Annotated in this window: 21 protein-coding genes; all 21 read right to left on the bottom strand. The window is 35.1% G+C overall.

The genetic code is table 11. From position 1 onward, the window contains the following. Positions 1-91: 91 nt before the first annotated feature. The 21 genes from IW492_RS11455 to IW492_RS11355 all read right to left on the bottom strand — a co-directional run bounded on the left by IW492_RS11455 (position 92) and on the right by IW492_RS11355 (position 21,551). Positions 92-241, bottom strand: coding sequence for a hypothetical protein (locus IW492_RS11455; protein ID WP_202067766.1), 150 nt, complete (start codon positions 239-241; stop codon positions 92-94). 294 nt (positions 242-535) lie between these two features. Next, positions 536-988 carry a hypothetical protein gene (locus IW492_RS11450; protein ID WP_202067765.1) on the bottom strand — a complete coding sequence of 151 codons (453 nt, stop codon included), beginning with the start codon at positions 986-988 and terminating at the stop codon, positions 536-538. A 3-nt stretch (positions 989-991) separates the two neighbouring features. Next, the gene (locus tag IW492_RS11445) at positions 992-2,344 is read right to left on the bottom strand and encodes a PAAR-like protein (protein WP_202067764.1); all 1,353 of its coding nucleotides are present in this window, start codon (positions 2,342-2,344) and stop codon (positions 992-994) included. A gap of 181 nt (positions 2,345-2,525) precedes the next feature. Next, the gene (locus IW492_RS11440) at positions 2,526-3,728 is read right to left on the bottom strand and encodes an RHS repeat domain-containing protein (RefSeq protein ID WP_202067763.1); all 1,203 of its coding nucleotides are present in this window, start codon (positions 3,726-3,728) and stop codon (positions 2,526-2,528) included. Then, complete coding sequence (locus IW492_RS11435) at positions 3,718-5,277, bottom strand: DUF6531 domain-containing protein (RefSeq protein ID WP_202067762.1); 1,560 nt, start codon at positions 5,275-5,277, stop codon at positions 3,718-3,720. The genes IW492_RS11440 and IW492_RS11435 overlap by 11 nt, the downstream gene beginning before the upstream one ends. 60 nt (positions 5,278-5,337) lie before the next feature. After that, entirely contained in the window at positions 5,338-5,838 is a 501-nt protein-coding gene (locus IW492_RS11430; protein ID WP_202067761.1) for a hypothetical protein, read from the bottom strand. Beyond that, positions 5,835-6,932 carry a pentapeptide repeat-containing protein gene (locus IW492_RS11425; RefSeq protein WP_202067760.1) on the bottom strand — a complete coding sequence of 366 codons (1,098 nt, stop codon included), beginning with the start codon at positions 6,930-6,932 and terminating at the stop codon, positions 5,835-5,837. Before IW492_RS11425 ends, IW492_RS11430 begins: the two co-directional genes overlap by 4 nt. A 10-nt stretch (positions 6,933-6,942) precedes the next feature. Beyond that, positions 6,943-8,709 carry a hypothetical protein gene (locus IW492_RS11420; protein WP_202067759.1) on the bottom strand — a complete coding sequence of 589 codons (1,767 nt, stop codon included), beginning with the start codon at positions 8,707-8,709 and terminating at the stop codon, positions 6,943-6,945. Then, positions 8,702-9,334, bottom strand: coding sequence for a hypothetical protein (locus tag IW492_RS11415; protein ID WP_202067758.1), 633 nt, complete (start codon positions 9,332-9,334; stop codon positions 8,702-8,704). The genes IW492_RS11420 and IW492_RS11415 overlap by 8 nt, the downstream gene beginning before the upstream one ends. 14 nt (positions 9,335-9,348) lie before the next feature. Then, positions 9,349-10,803 (bottom strand): vWA domain-containing protein, encoded by a 1,455-nt coding sequence (locus IW492_RS11410; RefSeq protein WP_202067757.1) that lies wholly within the window; start codon positions 10,801-10,803, stop codon positions 9,349-9,351. 12 nt (positions 10,804-10,815) lie between these two features. Next, entirely contained in the window at positions 10,816-11,592 is a 777-nt protein-coding gene (locus tag IW492_RS11405) for a hypothetical protein (RefSeq protein WP_202067756.1), read from the bottom strand. Positions 11,593-11,816: 224 nt separating this feature from the next. Beyond that, complete coding sequence (locus tag IW492_RS11400) at positions 11,817-14,978, bottom strand: DUF6531 domain-containing protein (protein ID WP_202067755.1); 3,162 nt, start codon at positions 14,976-14,978, stop codon at positions 11,817-11,819. Positions 14,979-15,437: 459 nt separating this feature from the next. Beyond that, on the bottom strand, positions 15,438-15,836 hold the full coding sequence (locus IW492_RS11395) for a YxiG family protein (RefSeq protein ID WP_202067754.1): 399 nt from the start codon (positions 15,834-15,836) through the stop codon (positions 15,438-15,440). Between the two features lie 6 nt (positions 15,837-15,842). After that, positions 15,843-16,721, bottom strand: coding sequence for a hypothetical protein (locus IW492_RS11390; protein WP_202067753.1), 879 nt, complete (start codon positions 16,719-16,721; stop codon positions 15,843-15,845). 169 nt (positions 16,722-16,890) lie between these two features. Further along, entirely contained in the window at positions 16,891-17,232 is a 342-nt protein-coding gene (locus tag IW492_RS11385; protein ID WP_202067752.1) for a hypothetical protein, read from the bottom strand. Positions 17,233-17,252: 20 nt separating this feature from the next. Next, positions 17,253-18,443: a PAAR-like protein gene (locus IW492_RS11380; RefSeq protein WP_202067751.1), complete on the bottom strand. Its 1,191-nt coding sequence runs from the start codon at positions 18,441-18,443 to the stop codon at positions 17,253-17,255. 127 nt (positions 18,444-18,570) lie between these two features. Continuing rightward, entirely contained in the window at positions 18,571-19,122 is a 552-nt protein-coding gene (locus tag IW492_RS11375; RefSeq protein WP_202067750.1) for a hypothetical protein, read from the bottom strand. A 7-nt stretch (positions 19,123-19,129) separates the two neighbouring features. Next, entirely contained in the window at positions 19,130-20,014 is an 885-nt protein-coding gene (locus IW492_RS11370) for a hypothetical protein (RefSeq protein WP_202067749.1), read from the bottom strand. Between the two features lie 78 nt (positions 20,015-20,092). Then, on the bottom strand, positions 20,093-20,440 hold the full coding sequence (locus IW492_RS11365) for a hypothetical protein (RefSeq protein ID WP_202067748.1): 348 nt from the start codon (positions 20,438-20,440) through the stop codon (positions 20,093-20,095). A gap of 69 nt (positions 20,441-20,509) precedes the next feature. Further along, on the bottom strand, positions 20,510-20,839 hold the full coding sequence (locus IW492_RS11360; RefSeq protein ID WP_202067747.1) for a hypothetical protein: 330 nt from the start codon (positions 20,837-20,839) through the stop codon (positions 20,510-20,512). 13 nt (positions 20,840-20,852) lie between these two features. Beyond that, positions 20,853-21,551 carry a hypothetical protein gene (locus IW492_RS11355; protein ID WP_202067746.1) on the bottom strand — a complete coding sequence of 233 codons (699 nt, stop codon included), beginning with the start codon at positions 21,549-21,551 and terminating at the stop codon, positions 20,853-20,855. Between the last annotated feature and the right edge of the window lie 213 nt (positions 21,552-21,764).

Genomic DNA, 21,764 nt, shown 5'->3' with positions numbered 1-21,764 from the left:
TGCATCTTTTCCTTCGTTTTTTGCTTTTTTCTCCGCATCCTTTGTTTGTTTCTTGCAGGTACCAAATGTGCCGAGGACTGTTTCTGTATCCTTAATTGTTAATCCCGGCTTTCCTCCAACCTTCTGAGATATCCGCCTCGGTGATCCAATTGCTGCATTCCTGTGCAGTGCTTGTCACTTTGGTTTTGGTTGCCTGACTGCTCGCATACGCTGCCTGCATTTCATAGCTTGACGACCCCATGTTCTTTCACCTACTCCCTTTTTTCTACTTTAAAATTCCGACTAAACACACACATTAAATAACTATAAAAAAATTTATTCGTTCATCTGTAGGCACACTGAATAAACCCCAATAACAATAAGATGTTATTATTGGACTTTTTCACTATTCAGTGTTTTACACAATCCTCAACTCTAAAAATATGATTTATTTTAGTAACTTGCTTTTGTTTGCTATTGGCAACTTGATTAGTGAGTGTATGCTACTAGTCAAGGCTTTACTATCCGACCGCAAATCAGATAGTAAAGTGCCTTTTTATTTTTTATATTCTATGGAGAAATCTTTATCTAATTCATCAAAAGGCATTGAAAAAAAATACTCTTCTGAATTATCATAAGCAAAGATATATTCATTTTCCTTTTTAAAAATTAATTTTGAAGAATCTCCTAAAAAAATCACATCACCATTTATTTGTTGTAACAACGTATTGATCACTTGAAACAACAATTTTATACCTTGACTTGCTTGTTTCGAGAGTAGTTCTATACTAATACTCCTATTTACTCTCATCCCAAATTCATCTTCTATCCCATCAATACCATAAACTTCCTTAAATATTGTAATAGTGAAATAATTGTAGCTTAAATAAACTCCATCCTCATCACTAGATTTTCTTAACGGAATCTCAAATTTAGAAAAAGTAATAGTTACGATTTCTACAAAGTCATCATAATCTAAAAGTGTATTAAAATATAATTCAAAATCCATTTTCTACCTCCTAAAAATGTGGAAAATCTCATTATTTTTCACAAAATATAATTCAGTTAGATACTTAAGATCATTGTTTGTATTACTTAATAAAGAAGCTTTCAAATCGTCTATGTTTCCTACATAGTCATCTAAATTAACGACTATATTGGTGGTCTGCTTTTTGGTTTTATCATAAATTTGCTTTGTAATACCTTTAATACCTGTCCCTTTATCAGGTGAATAACAATCAAAAACAATATCCTCGATTAAGTAGTCAGGATTGGAACTAGGTTTTATTCCATATCCGTTCCCTCCACTGATTTCCTCTAACATTTCAACTTTATATCCTTTAGATGCAAATAAATCAGCAGTTTCATTTTCTCGAATAAGCCCTCGTGAATTAGGAGGCGAATATTTTCCTTTTGGTTTCCCTCCTTTTGCTGATGAAGGCGTTATTCCTTTAGCTCCACTGGCTTTCTTATTTCCATTAAAATTCTTCGGTTGATTATACGCCAGTCTATAATCAGCATATGCGAATCCTAAAGTCATTAATGCTATGCCTAATTCAGTTTGTGTAAAAAACTCATAACCATCAAGCACGTAGATTGAGGCTATTCCTGTCCATTTTACAAACCAATTATAATCTTTCCCGGTTGTATAGTCATAACCATTTCTTGTTGCCTCATTAATTTTTTCGATCCAGTCATCATTTGAGATGAAATTGACGATATTGAAGTTTAAGTACGGTGCTACTTTTTTTAAGTATCTGCTCATTTCCGGATTATAGACTCCGCGCCCATCTTGTTCCAATGACCAAAAAATTTTGGGATTGCCATCCATATCATATACAATTTTAGCATATATATCATACTCCAACAATTTTTCCATCATTTCTTTGCCATCTGTACCTTGTCCAGAATCAAGTATATTGATTGTTTCCGGTACACCTGAATGTAAACAAGATAATTTTGAACGCACTGTTAAAGTTGCCTCTCCGCTAACTGTAGTTGCTTCTTCTAGATTTGTCCATTCATAAGGTTCACAATCGGGGACGCAATCTACCGCTTCCTCTTTTCCCTCTTTTTTCTTATCTGCTGTCTGCTTTAAACAAGTTCCAAAGTAAGGTGCTTCAAATTTTTTATTTCCCTTTGTTAAAAAGAGTTGTGATCCTATTTTTACTTCACCACCTGAAGCAGGAATAAAAGAGATATCTGTACCAAATTTACAGCTAGCTGGTGCATTTTCCACTACGAACTCTTTTTCGGCTCCCATGGATGCCGGTAGATTGATTCCACTTAATAATTCAGTTAAAGAAGGACTCTTTTTTTGTTGATTCAACGGTTTCGAACCAGGCAAAGAACTAAATAAATCCATCTTATCCCCCCTATCTTTTCAAATACTAAACCATTAATCTTGTTACAAGCCTTCCTGATTAAAATAATTATTTACTCTATTACTAATATTTTCTTCTAACAGATCTTCTATCCGAAGAATACCAAAAGCTTGAAGTCCTTCAAGTTTCTGTACAGGGATAATAGATTTCTCTACTTGAGTATTATAATTCTCTCTCTTTAAATTCTTTAAAAAAAAATCGTTTGCTTATCATCACTAAAAAAATGCATTGATTTTTCAAAAATTCCTGATTTACTTGTGATGACATAACACTTTCATCAGTTAAATATTCTGAAAGTCGTATACTTAAGAAATGAGATAACATCATATTGCTATTACTTATTGAAGTATTGCTAAACTGATTTGGCTTCTCTTTAAAACAATTTTGATAGTGGTAATTCACTCCGAATTCAGAAAGATCAATTTCATTTGACCGCATCAATCGAGTGTCTTTCTTTACATTAGATGCCATTACTTGATTATTTTTAATAAGTTGCGTTCTGGCATTCAAACTATCTTCAATAAAAATATTTTTTTCAGAGAAATTTCTTTTCACAGTTATTATCTTTGAGTCAAAATAACTGACCAGATGATTCATTTCTCTATATCCATTGCGATAAGTCACAATCTCAAAAATAATTTTATTCTGTGCCCAGGCAAATATATAAAAATTATCTTTAGTATAAATTTCAATTAATCTTCCAAAACAATCATATTGGAAAATTAATGGTTGTCTTTCCTCATCATGAACTATAGAAAGTAATCCTGAACCATAAAAGATTGAGCAACTCATTTTCTTCTTTTGATTTATTATCAGCGGTTCGCTAATTTCAACATCAGTGATGCGTTCTCCTTTAGCACTTAATAAAGTATATTGATTCCAATCGGCTACACTCTCCAATTTTTGAATACTAAACTCTTTTTCTTCTGATAAAAAAACATCAATTTTCTTCTCTAAAAAATTTTCTGTATACACTTCTCTAATTTGATTTCCTAATTTTACTGATTCCAATTGATTATTCTCAGTATATTCATAAGAAAGCGGAAACTTGATTAGCTTGAAATCTTCCAATGATGTTGTTTCACTCGTTATTCTACCTTGGTGATCATAACTAAATCTTGTACTACTGGATAAGTTGGATGCTTCCGTAATATTATTAAAATCATCATAATTGTAAGCTTCCCAAGTTCCATCACTATAAATAATTTTTATTATATTCCCATTTTTATCATATTTGGGAGCTACCCAATCATTATTGGAAAAAGTAATTTTCTTCACTCTTTCCTGATAGTTATATTCAAATTTTTTAGTTGGGGTATCTTTCCATACTTCTTCTATGATTTGGCCAGCCTTATTACGTTTCAACTTCAAAATACTTTGATTTCTTTTTTTTTGCTTTCAACAATCTTCCATTAAAGTCATAAGAAAAACTATAGTTTATTTTTCTGCAATTGATAGTACTAACTTTTCCAGTTTTATCATATCTGAGTTCAACAATTTCTCCCGATTTGATTTTTAACTGTGTGATATGATCCATTTTGTCGTACTTATACATTCGAATCAAATCATCATTTTGATTTATAGTAATCAAGCGGTTCTTCTCATCATAGTTATAGTAAAAAATATCTCTATTTGTTCCTTTAATCCTAATCAATTTGCTTATATAGCCGAAGTTATTATACGTCATTATCTTTTTACAAGCATCAAGTATTTCTATAAATATTTGACCATATTTGTTATACTCAATTATTTGAGTCTTTTTCTCATCAGAGTATTGGCGACTGCCATATTTATCATAACTATATTTCTCTTTCCTACCGTCACTACTTTCTTTTTCTACTAACCATCCCAATTCGTTATATGAATAAGAGATTATTTTTCCATCAACCATCTGTTCACGAATAAGCTGCTGTTTTTCATCATAACAATAGCGTTTGTACCCTCCAGTCGGAAGGGAAATTTCTTTCACTAGTCCGTGTCGGTTATACTGGTATTTTGTTTGTCCACCATAATAATCGGTTACAAGATTATAGCCTAGATTTTCATGATACTCAATCCAGCCTTCCTTAATATGACCATCTCCCCATGTATGGATAACTCTCCCAAACTGATCATATCTCCAATGAAAACTGGTTAGATTTTTATCCTGACGTTTCGTCATTAAATGATTCTCATTATAGGTAAAACGAATTTGTTCTCCCTCAACATCAGATACACTTAGCAGATTTCCGTCATCAGAATACTCATACTCGGCAAGCTTTTTGCCTTTGTATAAGAGTGACTGAATGAATCCCTGATTATTGAACTGGACAGAAAATTCTTGCTGATTAGAATCAATAATTGCTTCCAGCTGCCCTGTTTCGTTATAAAAAAGTTCCAACTTGAATCCTAAAAAATTTTTGACTTCTTTCAGCTGATAATAATCACCACTAATTTTGCTTTGAATGAACGTTAGTTCTTGTTTGAGCTTGTAATCTGTTAGGATATAGGCTCCTTTGACCGCCTTCAATTTCACTCTCCGAAACAACGCATGGTAAACTTGATCACCAAGCAACCAGGGAAATTCAATCTGTTTTCCTTCTTGGTCAATATGATATATGACACCTTCTTCAGCATCGATCTCCAAATGCTCATCATAAATAAAGCTAATCCGATTGCCTAGTGAACCCGCTCTATTATTTACACTTTCCCACAACCAGCTCCAACATAAAGGAATCTGCCCCTTTGTTTCAAAATCTATATGTCGATAATTGTAAGCACCACTAATCACATCAACCGGATCAAAATCAAAATGCCGATAGTGACTGTCCAGTAAATCCGTTCTTACTCTTTTAGAAGAAATCATATTCTCTTTTTCCGTTATCCTTTTTGGCTTTTTCTGTGAAGAAAATAAATGCATTCCTTTATTTTTCATCTAACTTCCTCTCTTCCTGATTTATTTATGGAAGAATTAGTTCTTACTCTCCTTAACTTGTTATGACATTACTGTGACTTTCTCTCCTGTAAACCCATTCAAATGTCTGCGTAGCAAGCTTTCCATAACATCCAGACTGACAATCCAGCTTTCTTCCTGCAGTCCTTTAACAGAAAAGAATTTTTCATTTTGTATCATTTTTTCTGAAAGAATTATTTTTTCGTTTTTTTGATTGCCCTCATTTATCCTATCTGGATACAGACAATCAATCACTTTAGGTTTCAGCGCCCAATAAGTGAGTATTTGGTCTGTTTTTCCATCTGAAAGGGACACAAATTTTTTAGGAAGAAAATCAACATATATCCCAATTGTATTCACAAATAAATCAGACACAATCGGAAAAGGTTTCGAAAAATAATCAGTAATCACTTCCGAATTCAATGATTCCACAGTCACACGAATTCCTTCCTGAAATTCAATATCCCTATAGCTTTCTGGTAAATAATTAAAGGTAAGAATATCTGTCTGTATTTCCTTTGGCTTTAACTGATAAAAAATCATCCGCTCACCCACCTGATTTCCTCTTGCTGCTGATCGGTCAGCACCAAATTTGTACGCTCATACTCAAAAAAACGGGCTCCCGTCATTTTTGCTCCCTCAAAAACTGCACCATTCATCTTTGCTCCTCGAAAATCAGCATTCGTTAAATTCGCATGGGAAAAATCGACTCCAAAATAACAGGGAATTGCTTCAATCGTACTTGCAACAGAGCCTCTGGCAAATTGAAAATCAGCATTCTGACATTCTGCATAACGAAATGATGTATCCTGAATGCGACTGTGCCGAAAATCAGCTCCATTTAACGTTGAATAGTTAAACTGGCTGCCTACCAGTAATGCCTCAGTCAATTTTGTTTCTCTAAAATCACAGGAATGATAGTCTCCCCATGTCAAATTCAAATTGCTGAAATCTTGGTTTTTAAATGAACTATTTTTCAACACCTTATTTACTTCAAAGTCCATCTGACTGACATCAAGCAGATAGTCTAATTCCTCCTGTGCTATGACATCTTCATTTTTCTCATAAATCCGTTCGCAGGCATCTTTGTATTCACCAGCATAAATCAGCAGCCTTTTATTTATACTCATTAAAGAAAGCAGTTTTTCTCCATTTTTCCTGAAAAGCCAGCGAAGTAAGGCAATAAAATATTGCTGGAACACCTCATAATAACTGTTCAAATAGTAATCTTCCTGTCCCAGCAAACCGGGATTTTTTTGTTCTTCAAGTCCAATCCTCAGCTGCTCCTTAAACTGATACAAATACGGAGAAAGCCAGTCAAATTTGATAATCTGACTGAATTGTTTTGTGCTGAAATACCAGTTTTCTCCATAGCTGTGTACTTCATAGTTCAGTGCTTCCTCAAATAAATATTCTCCCCGAAGCCATGAAAAAACTAAAAACGATGTAGCAGAAACTTCTTGATTTCTCTGTTTTTCATGTAACTCCATAAAAATAGGAATCAGATCCTTTTCAAACTCCTTGATTAGCTGATCCTTTTCACTACGAAACTCCTGATCCAGTTGATGAATTAGGCGAATAACCAGAGGTTCTACATATTCTCGTTGAAATTGCTTTATTGTTTCTGTAACAATCATCTGAGTTCTCCTAATTCATTTTTATTTCACTGCCGTTCAAAGCAATCTTGTCACTAACAGAAATAGTATTCCCGTGAGAACTGATATTGACACTGTCAGAAGCATCCATTACCACATTCTGACCTTTTAACGATAAAGCGCCTTCAGCGGTAACACTCACACTACCCTTGCTCGTGATATTGATTCCAGAGCTATCATTTAAGATGATCTCCACGCCATTTCCAACAATCGTAATTTTATCAGGCTCCAACGTAATGGTTTTTCCAAATTTATTTCGTAGTGTCTTTATATTCGGATCAAGAGCACTTGAAGAATCATCTTCAGTACGAACCGTTGACATTGCTACGGCGTCTTTTTCATCTTTTGTCGGATAGTATAAACGAACCAGTTCACCAATTTCAGGCATCATATACCAGCCGACATTATCATCAGAAGTATAATTCGTTGAATATGGAAACCAATAAGCAGGCTTTCCTTCCCCATTATCAATTTGCAGGCTCAATAAAACTTTATCCTGATCCACCGAAGCAACAGTGCCATTGATTGAACTACCAGTCAGTTGTTCATTATATGCCTTTTCTATCATAATGCCTTGAACCTGTGTCAACAGATACTTGTTTTTTAATGCGCCACGCTCCAGATAACGCTCCAGATCAGCGATATACCATTCCTGATCAAGAAATTTCACTTTGTCTCCCAAAATGAACAGCTGATTTGTCTGCACCTGATAACGTAGAAAGGCCTGTTCTGATGCGGTAACTTCCTGGTTTTCCTGAATTTGCCGAAATCCTGCCAGATCTTTTTCAATTTGAAACTCCACGGTATGGATTTCCCCTGCAACAGATGTATCCGGCATTCCAAAGTAGAATCTTGGATTGCTGTATTGATCCACAGTAATCAACTGACGGTTAAAATGTGAAGCTAGCCGCTTGATAAAGGACCAGTCTGTCTCTTCAAATTGTATTAAAAACTGCCCTGTTATCTGACCATTTGTAATAGTATCTAGAAAAGCCCCATTTTCATATTGACTGACAATCTGATTTACCACTTGCTCATAGCTCTGATTTTTATACTGAAAAGAACGACTCTTTTTCTTAATATCCATTAGATATGTGTAGGAAAAGCTTATCCCATGAATATAATAAACATTTCCTTCATTCACTATTTCAATAGAACTGGCAAGACCTTCATAAAATGAGAAACTCTTCCCAGATTCATTTCTTTTTGAAATACTGATAGGCACTTTTATATCATGCAGCTGTAGAATTCGATCCGCTTCTTCTTTTGAAACAATCCCTTTAAATTCCGCTTGAGAGTGTTCTCCCTGACTCTGAATAATAGTCAGTTCAAGTATAGAAATAAATTGAAATGGACTTATCTGAATATTTTCACTTCTAATCTGTTCCCCCTCAGTCGTTACTCGATAATAGCTCATTTCCTTTTCAATCATCTGACGCATCTGCGGAATATACGTTTCTTCTTCTTTTACCTGGAGGTTTGCCTTCTTTTCACTTGCAGGTATTTTCTGTATTTCCTCTACTAATGGGACCGAAAAACTTGGTGTCAGAGACGGTTTTGTTGCCGGATTAAACGCCTGATATATTTTCTTTTCTGCTGGATTCTCAGATTCTCTGCTTAATGCCTCACCTTTCACTTGTAGTGGTTCTACGCTTAGAAGTTCATTGTTTATCTTCGATCCTTTACTTAGCTCCTCTAATGTACTTCCAAGACTTGAAGGTGTCTTCCAAACCTTTAAATTTTCTTTTTCATCACTCACTTGTTTCAACTCCCTCACTAGTATATTCAACTGTTAATAACATGGCTTTGCAAAATTGTCGCCAGTTCAAACCATTAGCGATAGGGCTGGAAAATGAAAATAGCCCCATTTCATTTTTCACAAGTACAATACCAAAGAAAAGATACAACTTACCATCCAGACTGGAAATTTCTGCATCAAAATAGCAATAGCCTAATTCAGCCAGTTCTCCGCTATCTTCACTTAATATATCCATATCTGGATGTATCTTTCTTAAATTGCTTATCACACCATTGGCAAATTGTAAAAATTGTTCATCATCAATTTTTTCTTCTAATTTAGTAAAGTTAATGGAATATAATGTTGTTTCATCAGAAAAGATATAGTCCGCTCGTTGTGTAAAAGGATACTTCCTTTCAATATCCTCTAAAGCCATCAACTCAAATTCTTCCGGAATAAATATGGTGAATATATCTAAGAGCAATTTCTTAAATGGATACGCTTCACCCTGAAGCTCTACCCAGCCTTGCTGTTTTATTTCTTTCGCCACTTCTTTGCCGTCAAACTGCGTGATCCATTCATCTTCTTTCATTCGCTCGATCATTATTTTTTCCATTTTTGCTGCTTCACGATCCAGTTCATCCATCTTTTCACCTTCTTTTACGAGCTTTTCTTGCGGATATGAATATCCAATTCAAGCTCATCTTCTTTAAAAATCAAGTACGCTCCTTGTCTAACACTCAACGTAACCCACACACCTTTGGGAATCTCTCTGCCCTGCTGAATGCCTTTCACTTTTCCTTTTATTCTCATTTTCAATGTATTTTCTTTGCCAACCTTAAACTGAACTTTCCTGCTGACCGGCATCTGCTCACGAATAGTTTCTTCATAAAGTAAATCATAAAGTGTCACTGTTTTTTGACGCTGGAAAATATTAGCCGACCAGTTTTGAATCGGAATATCTTCCTGATTAGGTGTCTTTGTAAAACAGCCTTCCAAGGCATCCGCAAAAAAATAGTCGGCATTTTTATCAAACAGCTGATTTTTTCTCCTGAATAAAATGAAAGCAATCCCTCCTGTAATGAGTAGAATCAGTCCTCCAATGAATGAATAGAATACAATGTCATTTTTCTTAGTTTTTGTAGATTTCTTAGCGGTCTCAGCCATTTTGATGTCAGTGGAAATTTTCGCCGGCTTGTTTGCTGCAGTCTGATAGGAAAAAGTATAATCATCATGAATCGGCTGGTAGAGTGTGATAACTACTTGATTTTCCTTGTTTTCCACCAACGTTTTTTCGTTCTCTTCGTAAGTCAGATTTTCGATCGCCTTTTCTGCGTTCATGGTGACTGTGATCTGTTCAATTTTCTCAAGCTCATCAGCCGGAACCGGCACTATGAATGTAAAGGTTTCTTTCTGCTTTTTTTCATTTTCCTGATCAATTTTTGCTGATACAGTTGTCTGATGATTATAAATATCTGTAACAATCTGCTTTAGTTCCTGCTGATTCTGTGCAGTATAGCTCTGCCCGCCAGTCTGCTCTGCCCACTGATTCATCGGCTCCTTATTTCTATATTCCAGTTCACTGTACTGAATAATGTATAAAGGAGATTCCAACGCATCCAATGCATTTCTCACATCCCTGTCAATATCCTCCTGAAGCCTGTTGGGATTACCGCTGTCAGCTTCCGTATCTCCATCTGAAAGCAGTATAATCATGCTGTGATCTTTTCTCGCCTGAGAAATTTTCATTATCCGTTGTGCTGTTTTCAATCCTAAACCAACATCTGTCCCTTTAATAGGAGTGATTCCTGCAAACACATTTTGCCACTGAGCTAACATTCCCTCTCCTTGTATCTTTGTCAGCTGCTGATCCTTGACAATACTGTCGTTATACAAGATATACCCCATCCGGTCATTTTCTTTTGAACTGATGGACGCCATTGTCTGAACAGCTTCAAATACATATTTTCCGGGATCATGTGCAGCCATGGAATAGCTGATATCAACAACAAATAAAATGTCCTGTCCACTTTTTTCTTCTGCATAGCTTAAACTGCTGCAGCTGAATAGAGAAGAAAGAAAAGTAATTACCAGAAGAATTTTTATTTTTTTCATTTTGTACTCTCCTTAATCAACAATTAGTTTCCGATTTTTTCTTACTTCCACTGCTTTCCGATACCTGTTGTTTTTTACCTCAATCAAAATACTGTTCAACTGCGCATGAACATGTTGTGCATCGCTGACATCGATCTCCTGCTGAAGACGCTGATAGAGATAATAGTAAAGAGCTTTTTCTCCAACAATCCCATGACTTTGCAGTATTTGCAGACAGAAGTTTTGGTCCAGCGGATGTTGACTGTTGAATTCCTGCAAGTAATCGCAAAACAACTGCATCATTGGAGGGGAAATTGCTTTTTGTCCGTATAAAGAAATCGTTTGATAGATTGGATTGACCGTATTATATTCCGTTATCAAATCATCAAACCCCTGATACTCTTTTCGGAGATAGGCTCCCGGTTTCAATTTGAACCGCATTAGCTCCCATTCATTTTTTCCAAGCTGTTTCTGATCCGTAAGTTCAATCACTGCTTCCTGAAGAAACATATCCTGATTTTCAGTTGCTTTTGGGCTGGCAATCTTTAAAATCAGTTGATTATCTGAAGCAGAATAAGGAATTTCCACTTCCTTATCCAGAATTAAAATCTGCTCATTTACCTTTAACAGTCCCGGTTGAATCATCAGTTTTCCTTCGTCTATCAAGCAGTCAAACCCATGGAGAATCCCATTTTCATATCCCGAAAATGATCCCTTCATAAAAGACAACGGCAACTCCCGCATTGCCTCCAGCATTTCTATTTTTAAAATTCTTCCTTTTTGAAAAATAGGATATTTTGTTTGAAACATCTGCTCTCCCCCTCCTTTGTAGCTGCTGTTTTTTTATCGTTCACATTGCATTTTTGTACTATATTGAACCCGACTAAACATTTGATTCTCATAGAAAATATAAAGTATCTATTAGAATTAAATATTTTACCGAAGTGCTGCACTTTAATAACCCAATTATTCGTAAATAATCAGTTCGTTTGGAGAATTTTTTCCATTAATTAAACCCTTTTAAGCTGAGAGAATTATCGAATCTTGGGCATTTTTACAAATACACCAGATTTTTGAAACCTTCTGCCAGACAAATAATTTTCTACTAGCCTTTTACCATCCACTCCTTTTAAATCTTCAATAGTCCTTATACCAAACTCTTCCAATCCCTCCACAGGATTATAACTATTCTTCCAGCCAATATCTTTAATAAAATCAAGTATCGGATAAGGCGAATAGAGACCTTCCATTTGATGTCTTAATTCTACACTTTTATAATCAATTAATTTATTGAGGTGACCATCAGCCGAAGAATTCAACGGTTCTGAGTTATTTTCCATAAAAATAGTCATTCGATCAAAGCAAAAAGAGGTCAGAGTACTTTTTATTATTGAATCCGAATATAAATCTTTGTCATCTGTCAATACACCTGCATAGGGCAGTGCCTGTATAGTCTGCTGAATCCATTCGCTTTCTGCTCCATCCAGCAAAACGTACTTATCATTTAGAATATGCTGAATTTTTCCTTTGGTACTTGGTATCGTATAAAAGAGTTCGCTGATTTGATTGTGATCATGTATAAATGCAAAATTCTGACCGGTTTCCATATCCTTCATCCATTGGATTGTTTCAACGACTCTATTATCTTCAAGCTTGAATTCTGTACTCACCTGGTTTTTATTCCAAATAAATACTTTTGAAACGGCATTGGACATGGTTAGAAGCAGACGTCCAAAAGAGTCATAGATGTATCCTTCCGGAATACCGTCATCAATTTTTACCTGCATCAAATTAGAAGCCAAATACTGATATCTACTCGTTGATTGATTTGTTTGTTTTAAAATAATGTGCCCACGTCTATCTTTTGGGATATTCGAATTAAACTGATTTTTTATTGTCTGATTTATATTCTTAGATTCTATAGAGTAATTTTGAACTTCAGAAAAATTAGGGCTAGTAATTTCAGAATTCTCTGGTTTTCCTTGATGATCAAGCTGCTTAATAATTTCCATTTCTCCAATCATTTGTCTAACTTCTTGCCCGAAATTTCTGGTTTCTATTGTCAGATTATTGTCCATAAACAGTAACTTTTGCATTTTCTGATTTTTCCCATAAAAGGTCCGCTCAAAAAAGTATTCTCTATTTTTTACTGATTCTATTTTTCCGGAAGAAGTATACGTATAGTCAACAAATACTGGTTCAAACTCACTCACCAGAAGATGGGAGCTTTCTGAAAGGATGTTTCCTCTTTTATCATAAGTAAGGCGTATTTTTGAAAAAGCATTCTCTGCTTCTATTATCTGTCCCAAGCCATCATATTCATAGTTGTCCCAGTTTCCATCACTATATAGAACCTCATGAATATGATTTCCTCGATCATGGTTGACTAAGACCCAACTGTTATCCCCATAAATTATTTTGTTGGTCCGACCAACAAAGTCATATTCAAAACGCTTCTCACCAAAACCAGACAGACGTTCCTTCGAAATTTGTCTCAATTCATTTCGCTCTACCTGATAAGCAGTCGTTCCATTCTTTACTATTTTTGCCAGTTTTCCTGAGAAATCATAGGTAAGCTTGAGCTCAATGTCGTTTGGCAGCTTTAAATAAGAAATTTTATTCAGGGAATTATATTGGAGCTGACACTCCCACCCCTTATCTTTGTATTGAATAAGATTGCCTAGAAAATTGTACGTGTATTCTTTTTCAATCGCACCATTTTTTTCAATCTGGATTAATTGTTGTCTTGCATTATATTTATACTTATCTATTTTATAGTAATCAGAATCTTTCTCCTCTTTTAGGATGCATTTCCCATAAGAATTGTACTTCCAAAGCAGCTGCATATTTTTATTTATTTCTTGTTTAGATATCTTCCCCGTATCATCATAGAAACACTGGACTTCTTTCCCATTTTCAATATAGTAGGTTAAAAGATTTGTGCGAGCTTCATAAGCCCCTTCAAAAATAACAGTATTGTCTTCCACTATTTTTTTAAGTCGACCTAGCTGATCATACTCATATTGAATGTGTATTCCAGCTCTATCAATAAATGTGGTTAATGCGCCATACTGATTATACTCATAGATTTCTTTTGTTTGTCCATTGTATGAAGCTGTTGTTAGCCAACCATACTCATTGTACGTATATGTAATTACCTGACCGGTTTTCATTTGAACAGCGGTTAAACGAAACAGCTCATCATGGTCAAACAATTTTCTTCCACCCGTCGGATATTCAATTTTTTTCACTAATCCATAGCGATTATAAAAATATTTAGTGATATTTCCATAGTAATCCTTTATAAGATTACAGCCTTGTTCTTCAATATATTCGATCCAGCCTTCTTCAACATGTCCATCTCCCCACGTGTGGATGACTCTGCCAAATTCATCATATGTCCAGTGAAATTTCATTCCATTCTTATCACGGCGCTCTATTAATAAATGATTTTGATTATAGGCAAAGTGAACACCTGCCCCTTCACTGTCTATAACAGTGATTAGATCGCCAGACTCAGAGTATTCGTACTTGCTTAACAAAGTATTGTTTGCTGAAAAAGACTGAATAAATCCTTGTTGATTGTAGTCCACGGTAAAAGACTGTTTATTTGAATCGACTATTTCTTGAATCTGTCCAACTTCGTTATAAAAGAGCTCTAGAATAAAGCCGGACGTATTTTCAATTTTCTTCAAATAAAAATAGTCAGGATTTTGACTACTTTGACAAAAGTGAAAGGTCTTTTTTTCTTCCCTGTCAAACAGAAAATAAGCTTCCTCTTTTTTAGACAATCTTACTCGTTTAGCAAGATCCTCAAGATTTTCGCCCTCAAAAACCCATGAATATTCAGCTATTTCACCTGTTGACTTTATATGGTAGACAACACCGTCTTCTATATCTGTTTCTAAATGCTCATCATAAGAAAAGGACACTCGGTTACCTAAAGAACCGGCTCCTGCATTTGAACTATCCCACATCCATTGCCATAGGAACGGAACTTGACCCTCAGTTTCAAAATCGGTTTGCTGATAGCTGCAGGCTCCGCTGACTAGATCAACAGGATCAAAACCAAAGTGACGAAGAGCAGGATGTAAGTTACGAGTGTCTATCTTATTGGAAAATGAACATTTCTCATGAGTATTTATAGTAGATAACACTTTACTGTTCTTGTATGAGCAACAGCTACTGTTGAACATAAGTCATTGCTCCTTTCTTTGAAAAAATCTAGTTTTTTTGATGCTAAAAAATCTAAACCCTTATTCTACTTCACTCAAAACACTCATCTAGCTTTTGACAACTTGATTAGTGAGCGTATTAGGACCTTTCCTTCTTGATTCCCATCTAGTGCTATATATTTCCTTTTTATTTTTTAAATATTCAAATTTATTTCATCTATATTATCTTGCACTGACATTTGGATCAATCTATTGCCAAATTGTTCTACAAGACCGATTTCACTTTGTACATAGAAACAACACCTGTGCTTGCGTTCATCATTATCAGCTATTTCCAATGTTTTTTAAATCTTCCGTTTGGACATAATATAATTGGTAAATTGAAATGTATTCAGATTTTGCACTAACTTTTATTTCTAATAAATTTGAATATTCCCAATTTTTTTCTATCTTTATAGTATCCATATATTCTCTTTGAAACTATAAATTATATATATCATTATTTATCTTTACGCAACCTGCTTCTAGTACTACTAATTTACTCCAAATTTCTAATATAACTTTTCCACAACCATTATATTGCTTCAACCAAGCTTCATCCTTACAGTCTAAGGAAACATTGATTATATTATTTGATAAATTAATACTTGTGAGCTCTAAATAGTCCTCTTTTTCAGGTGGATATATTGCATTTCGCTCATTTGTTGTATTGTTTATAAAGTAAAATGTACTAACATTCAAAAATTCTACTCTATAATTCGTTATTACCTCATTTTCTAGCAATTCCAATACCAAAACTAACTTATTTTCTAAAATATCCATTGAATAAGCTACTATTTTTGATTCAAATAATTCATTCATTCGTTGCTGAACAGACATTTTGGTTTACTTCCTTCCTGAATAATTATTTATTATATCAATGATCTCACTCATGGAGTTTTCGCTAAGATCAATATGAGTTAATCCTCTATCACTAGAAATTATCCCATCTGACGTCAACGAACCTTTACCATCTATACTAACTCTATAATAGGGGTTACCTCTTCCACCACTCACCTCATTCATAATTCGAACAACAATAGATTTTCTTCCATTTGGAATTTCAACTTTATAACCATTCTTTAATTGAGAAGCCACTCCTCCTAGGGAACTAGCTACTTCATTTGCCAAAGAGTTCAAAGAAACGGATGGATAGATACCAGTATACATCCCACCCGCTGCCATATCCTCTGGGCGTGGGCCTAATGTAATGCCATTGCCTACATCTTTTGCTGGATTTTGTGTCGTAACATTGCCATAAGGATCTGTGTATCCCGGAATGCTGCTGATTACATTGCCATCTTGATCATAGACTCTGCCTATTGTGGTGACACCTGTTGAGCCCATTGCCCATGCCGGCGGTCCCATCACTGTAACACCATTATTAATTTTCGAAAGTCCATAAAAAACGAAAATAACTCCGCCTGCTAATAAAACTGGCCAGCCCACTGCAGAAACAATTGCTCCACCTGCATCTTTTACCATTATTAGCAGCCCTGAACTTCCTACTGCCAGATACCCATATTGCTGAAGTGGATTCATTCCTAATGCAGCATCATTTAACTGAGGCAGTATGCTGTTTCCATTACTTCCCCCGCCTCCCTGACCACTGTCAAGGATCGAAATACTTTCCGGTGACGTACAATCACAGCTTAACTTCGAGCTCAATGTCAGTGTTTCAATGGTTGTAAAGGTTGTCAGACTTTCGGTTATTCTACGTTTCATATTTTTTCGAACTTTCATAAAAAGAAGAACATCATCATATACTAGCTTCATTTACTTAGTAACTGAATTTTAGTTTCTAACCTATCTAAATTCTTACTAAACAAGTATTCACTTTCATTATCAAGCCAAGCAAATTTTTACTCGTTAGAATGCGATTCACCATAAATGTCTAATTATCAAAATAAATCTTAAAACAAACACCTTCTAAATTTTTTGTAGCAGTCACAAAGATATTCTCATTTAAATACTCATGAGATACATAAAACATATTTACTCCAGAATATTTCATAATTTCTACAAACTGAAAAAATATATCTTCTTTCTCTGACCAATTTGGATTCATGAGTGAAATTTTTAACTCATAAATATTTTCTGGAGTTATATTCAAATTGTAATCTTTAACTTTTTCATCTTCTCTGAAAAAAGCTCTTATATCAGCTGATATTCCAGGCTCATTTATTAAGTCAATTTCTTTAATGAATTTCATCAAAAATCCATAATTTTCATCCATATAATCTCTCCTAAACTTTTCTATTTGGGAATATACTTTCCCTTATTTGCAGATTTTGGGTAGGAATATACTGTTACTATTTTTTCCACCCATTCATCTGTGATAACTGTATTACCACGATTATCTTGATATCTCCATTGAGCTTCTCCTTTGTCACCTATTTCTTTAACACGATTCTTTGTATTGTTATTAATTATATTATCAACAATTGTTGAATCAAAATTTCTATCATTTGCTTGCTCTGATCCATGTTTTGTATAAATCCGTCCATTAGCAGTTTTGTCTCCTGGTTTAATAATACTAATAGCACTTATCCCAGTATACATCCCACCCGCTGCCATATCCTCTGGGCGTGGGCCTAATGTAATACCATTGCCTACATCTTTTGCTGGATTTTGTGTCGTAACATTGCCATAAGGATCTGTGTATCCCGGAATGCTGCTGATTACATTGCCATCTTGATCATAGACTTTGCCTATTGTGGTGACCCCTGTTGAGCCCATTGCCCATGCCGGCGGCTGCATCACCGTAACACCATTATTAATTTTCGAAAGTCCATAAAAAACGAAAATAACTCCGCCTGCTAATAAAACTGGCCAGCCCACTGCAGAAACAATTGCTCCACCTGCACCTTTTACCATTATTAGCAGCCCTGAACTTCCTACTGCCAGATACCCATATTGCTGAAGTGGATTCATTCCTAATGCAGCATCATTTAACTGAGGTAATATGCTGTTTCCATTGCTTCCCCCGCCTCCCTGACCACTGTCAAGGATCGAAATACTTTCCGGTGACGTACAATCACAGCTTAACTTCGAGTTCAATGTCAGTGTTTCAATGGTTGTAAAGGTTGTCAGACTTTCAGTATTGCTCCATTCTAAAAATTCCGGCTTGCATTGGATCTCTTTCTTCTCGTCTTTTTCCTTCTCATACTTTTCTGACAGCTTTTTACAAATACCGAAATCGTTTTCCTGAATTGCCTTATCATCCTTGGTTAAGCCCTGCATCATGCCAATGTCTACACTGCCAAAGCTCATATTCATCAAATGAGCCTCTTTACTTCCTTCTTTGCATGTTACTGTTGCCCCGGCTACTACAAAGGATGGACTGCCTCCTCTACCTGATCCCGAAGAAACTGACGTTGCCTCAGCCAGGTTTTCAATACTTAGATGACTTCTAGTATCTAAAAGATTTTCTGTGCCACCATTCACTAAAAACCATTTTGTATTGATTAGCAGTTTTTCATCCTTCCAACTTAATTCCCAATCAGTTCTAAATGTATTTGAAGGCCATGAATTATTAATATGCCCTTCACTTTCCTTTAGGAGAACACATAACTTAAATTTGCAGACTGTCTAGAATTCCCTGACTTTGTTCTAGCCAACATTCAAGCAAAGAATGTTCGATTTCAGTTCTATAATCTAATCTATAATCCATTCTAAATTCATCATATGTTTTACTACAAGGTGTAATCTCTGATGAATGATGTGGATAAATTGGGCTCAATTCTAGATATATTTTATTTTTATAGTTGTATAACCACAATGCATGGATATCTTTCCCAATACTCATCCAAATTGGAGAAAGTACAGGTAAAAAAAAGTCAGAGTCAATATCTTCATTGGTGAAATAGCCTTCTCCTAATTCAAAATGTTCTTCTATAATAGGGTATTCATTGGCTAATACTAATTTCAAAGTGTTACAAAAAGATTTAATTCCTTCCGTAAGATAGTCATTAAAAACTAGGTACTCTTTTCTGTCCAGAATTAGATAAACCTCACACTGATCAAAATAGTGGAGAATCATACCTTCTCTATAAACTTCATTTTTGGAATCAATTTTTAATACAATTTTATTCGTTTTATTTAATGAAAAAATAAATTCTTCCATCTCTATGTTAGTCCTCCTTTTTTATTATCTTTCCTTTTTTATTAACCCATCCCAATTTTCTTAAAAGTCCTTTCACTTTTTCATTCACTTCATCCCATTCTTCTACATGTCCATGGTAAAGCCCAGGTAAAGTTTGATCTATTATTACAATTTCTCCATTTGAAATAGCAACTCTTCTATCAGTATTTGAGCTAATCGGAACAGAGTTGTCTAACGCATGCTGCCCATCAATTGGCTTTTTACTTTTCACAGAATTACCTACATTAGTATGATAAGGTGCATCTTCGTATAAACCAAACGGGTGACCAGAAACTGATGGATAAATGCCAGTATACATCCCACCCGCTGCCATATCCTCTGGGCGTGGGCCTAATGTAATACCATTGCCTACATCTTTTGCTGGATTTTGTGTCGTAACATTGCCATAAGGATCTGTGTATCCCGGAATGCTGCTGATTACATTGCCATCTTGATCATAGACTTTGCCTATTGTCGTGACACCTGTTGAGCCCATTGCCCATGCCGGCGGTCCCATCACCGTAACACCATTATTAATTTTCGAAAGTCCATAAAAAACGAAAATAACTCCTCCTGCTAATAAAACTGGCCAGCCCACTGCAGAAACAATTGCTCCACCTGCACCTTTTACCATTATTAGCAGCCCTGAACTTCCTACTGCCAGATACCCATATTGCTGAAGTGGATTCATTCCTAATGCAGCATCATTTAACTGAGGCAGTATGCTGTTTCCATTACTTCCCCCGCCTCCCTGACCACTGTCAAGGATCGAAATACTTTCCGGTGACGTACAATCACAGCTTAACTTCGAGTTCAATGTCAGTGCTTCAATTTTTATAAAGGTTGTCAGACTTATTGCATGAATTTCCAACAAAGATAGAGATACCTTAGGAAACTTTTCTAATAAACTTATTTAAATCGAAACTTCCAGACTCGGCTACTTCAAAATAAATTAGTCCTTGTATATTTCTTCGACCTTCTCAATCATTTGATCCAACTCCTTTATGTCAAATGTAGGAAATACAGAAATTAGTTTCAACCAGTAAGCCTCTTCTTTTTTATAAGCATAGGATTCTATAGCTTGTCTAATAATATCTTCTTCCAATTTACTGACAACTATATAGGGTCTTTTTTCTGCTAAAAATCCTTCAGTCATTCTCATTTTTAGATTTTTTACAGTTGCAAATGGAACTTTACATACCAATCCATCCTCCAACTCAACAAAAACATTTATAGAAGCATCTTCTGGATCTTTTATCTTCTCCAAGGGAACTGAGTAGTTAATATTTTTGATTAACATCGCTATACTCTCCTTCTGTTTCATGATTTTATTCTCAGCATTAAAGCCTCATTGATAATTACTATCTTTTTATTCATTTTGTTTTATTTTTTCATTAAGCTGTTCTGTTTCAAACCATACATATAACCAATCCATTTTCAACCAGTATGCATTGTCTTGCGCATGGAATTCAATAGCTCGTCTTATTAAATTCTCCTCAAGAAAATCAACAATAATGAGTGGGGTACCAGGCTCTAAAAAACCTTCTTTTTTTACAAAATTCTCCATATTTTTAATTGTCGACACTACAGTAACATACTTAAACCCGTCTTCTAAAGTTACAAAAACATCAATATTATCATTTTCTAGATCTTCAATTTTATCTAATGTAGTTGGATACTCAATGTTTCTAACTAACATGTTTGTCCCTCCCTTATTTACCATACATATCTTTCAATATTCGAATAACTTTATCTTCATTCCCTTTATTTGCTTTTCCCAATATTTCAATTTCGCCATTTACAATTCTATAAAAAACACGGGCACCCTCTCTCCCTCTAATATAAATAACATCTTTAAATAAATTTTTATAACCTATTCCTAGATTAGTATTCCCTTTTAATAATTCACTTACTAAGTGATCAGCCTCTTTTTGAGCAGCCTCGCTCTTTCCCATCTTTTCTGCTTCTTTGACAAGTCTAGTACTTTCATCAATTCTGGAAACTACCTTATAAATATTCTTAGTAATACCAGTATACATCCCACCCGCTGCCATATCCTCTGGGCGTGGGCCTAATGTAATACCATTGCCTACATCTTTTGCTGGATTTTGTGTCGTAACATTGCCATAAGGATTCGTGTATCCCGGAATGCTGCTGATTACATTGCCATCTCGATCATAGACTTTGCCTATTGTCGTGACCCCTGTTGAGCCCATTGCCCATGCCGGCGGTCCCATCACCGTAACACCATTATTAATTTTCGAAAGTCCATAAAAAACGAAAACAACTCCTCCGGCTAATAAAACTGGCCAGCCCACTGCAGAAACAATTGCTCCACCTGCACCTTTTACCATTATTAGCAGCCCTGAACTTCCTACTGCCAGATACCCATATTGCTGAAGTGGATTCATTCCTAATGCAGCATCATTTAACTGAGGCAGTATGCTGTTTCCATTGCTTCCCCCGCCTCCCAGTCTGTTTTATTAAGCATATTCTATTTATTAAGACATTATTTCCGTACTTATTTTCTAAGTATTCATTTCTTAAAAATTTTATAAATATCTTTGGAATACACAAGCGCTTGAAAATGGAGAGTTTATTTTTTAAACCATTAACAATAATTA

The sequence above is a fragment of the Enterococcus sp. BWB1-3 genome, from assembly GCF_016745275.1.
Classification (GTDB): Bacteria; Bacillota; Bacilli; order Lactobacillales; family Enterococcaceae; genus Enterococcus_L.
The sequence above is the reverse complement of the archived record's forward strand: the minus strand, read 5'-3'. Positions and strand labels throughout refer to the sequence as shown.

Coding starts and splice junctions, on each gene's coding strand:
- IW492_RS11455 (WP_202067766.1), bottom strand. CDS start 241: ATGGGGTCGTCAAGCTATGAAATGCAGGCAGCGTATGCGAGCAGTCAG.
- IW492_RS11450 (WP_202067765.1), bottom strand. CDS start 988: ATGGATTTTGAATTATATTTTAATACACTTTTAGATTATGATGACTTT.
- IW492_RS11445 (WP_202067764.1), bottom strand. CDS start 2,344: ATGGATTTATTTAGTTCTTTGCCTGGTTCGAAACCGTTGAATCAACAA.
- IW492_RS11435 (WP_202067762.1), bottom strand. CDS start 5,277: ATGAAAAATAAAGGAATGCATTTATTTTCTTCACAGAAAAAGCCAAAA.
- IW492_RS11430 (WP_202067761.1), bottom strand. CDS start 5,838: ATGATTTTTTATCAGTTAAAGCCAAAGGAAATACAGACAGATATTCTT.
- IW492_RS11425 (WP_202067760.1), bottom strand. CDS start 6,932: ATGATTGTTACAGAAACAATAAAGCAATTTCAACGAGAATATGTAGAA.
- IW492_RS11415 (WP_202067758.1), bottom strand. CDS start 9,334: ATGGATGAACTGGATCGTGAAGCAGCAAAAATGGAAAAAATAATGATC.
- IW492_RS11410 (WP_202067757.1), bottom strand. CDS start 10,803: ATGAAAAAAATAAAAATTCTTCTGGTAATTACTTTTCTTTCTTCTCTA.
- IW492_RS11405 (WP_202067756.1), bottom strand. CDS start 11,592: ATGTTTCAAACAAAATATCCTATTTTTCAAAAAGGAAGAATTTTAAAA.
- IW492_RS11400 (WP_202067755.1), bottom strand. CDS start 14,978: ATGTTCAACAGTAGCTGTTGCTCATACAAGAACAGTAAAGTGTTATCT.
- IW492_RS11395 (WP_202067754.1), bottom strand. CDS start 15,836: ATGTCTGTTCAGCAACGAATGAATGAATTATTTGAATCAAAAATAGTA.
- IW492_RS11390 (WP_202067753.1), bottom strand. CDS start 16,721: ATGAAACGTAGAATAACCGAAAGTCTGACAACCTTTACAACCATTGAA.
- IW492_RS11385 (WP_202067752.1), bottom strand. CDS start 17,232: ATGGATGAAAATTATGGATTTTTGATGAAATTCATTAAAGAAATTGAC.
- IW492_RS11375 (WP_202067750.1), bottom strand. CDS start 19,122: ATGGAAGAATTTATTTTTTCATTAAATAAAACGAATAAAATTGTATTA.
- IW492_RS11365 (WP_202067748.1), bottom strand. CDS start 20,440: ATGTTAATCAAAAATATTAACTACTCAGTTCCCTTGGAGAAGATAAAA.
- IW492_RS11360 (WP_202067747.1), bottom strand. CDS start 20,839: ATGTTAGTTAGAAACATTGAGTATCCAACTACATTAGATAAAATTGAA.
- IW492_RS11355 (WP_202067746.1), bottom strand. CDS start 21,551: ATGAATCCACTTCAGCAATATGGGTATCTGGCAGTAGGAAGTTCAGGG.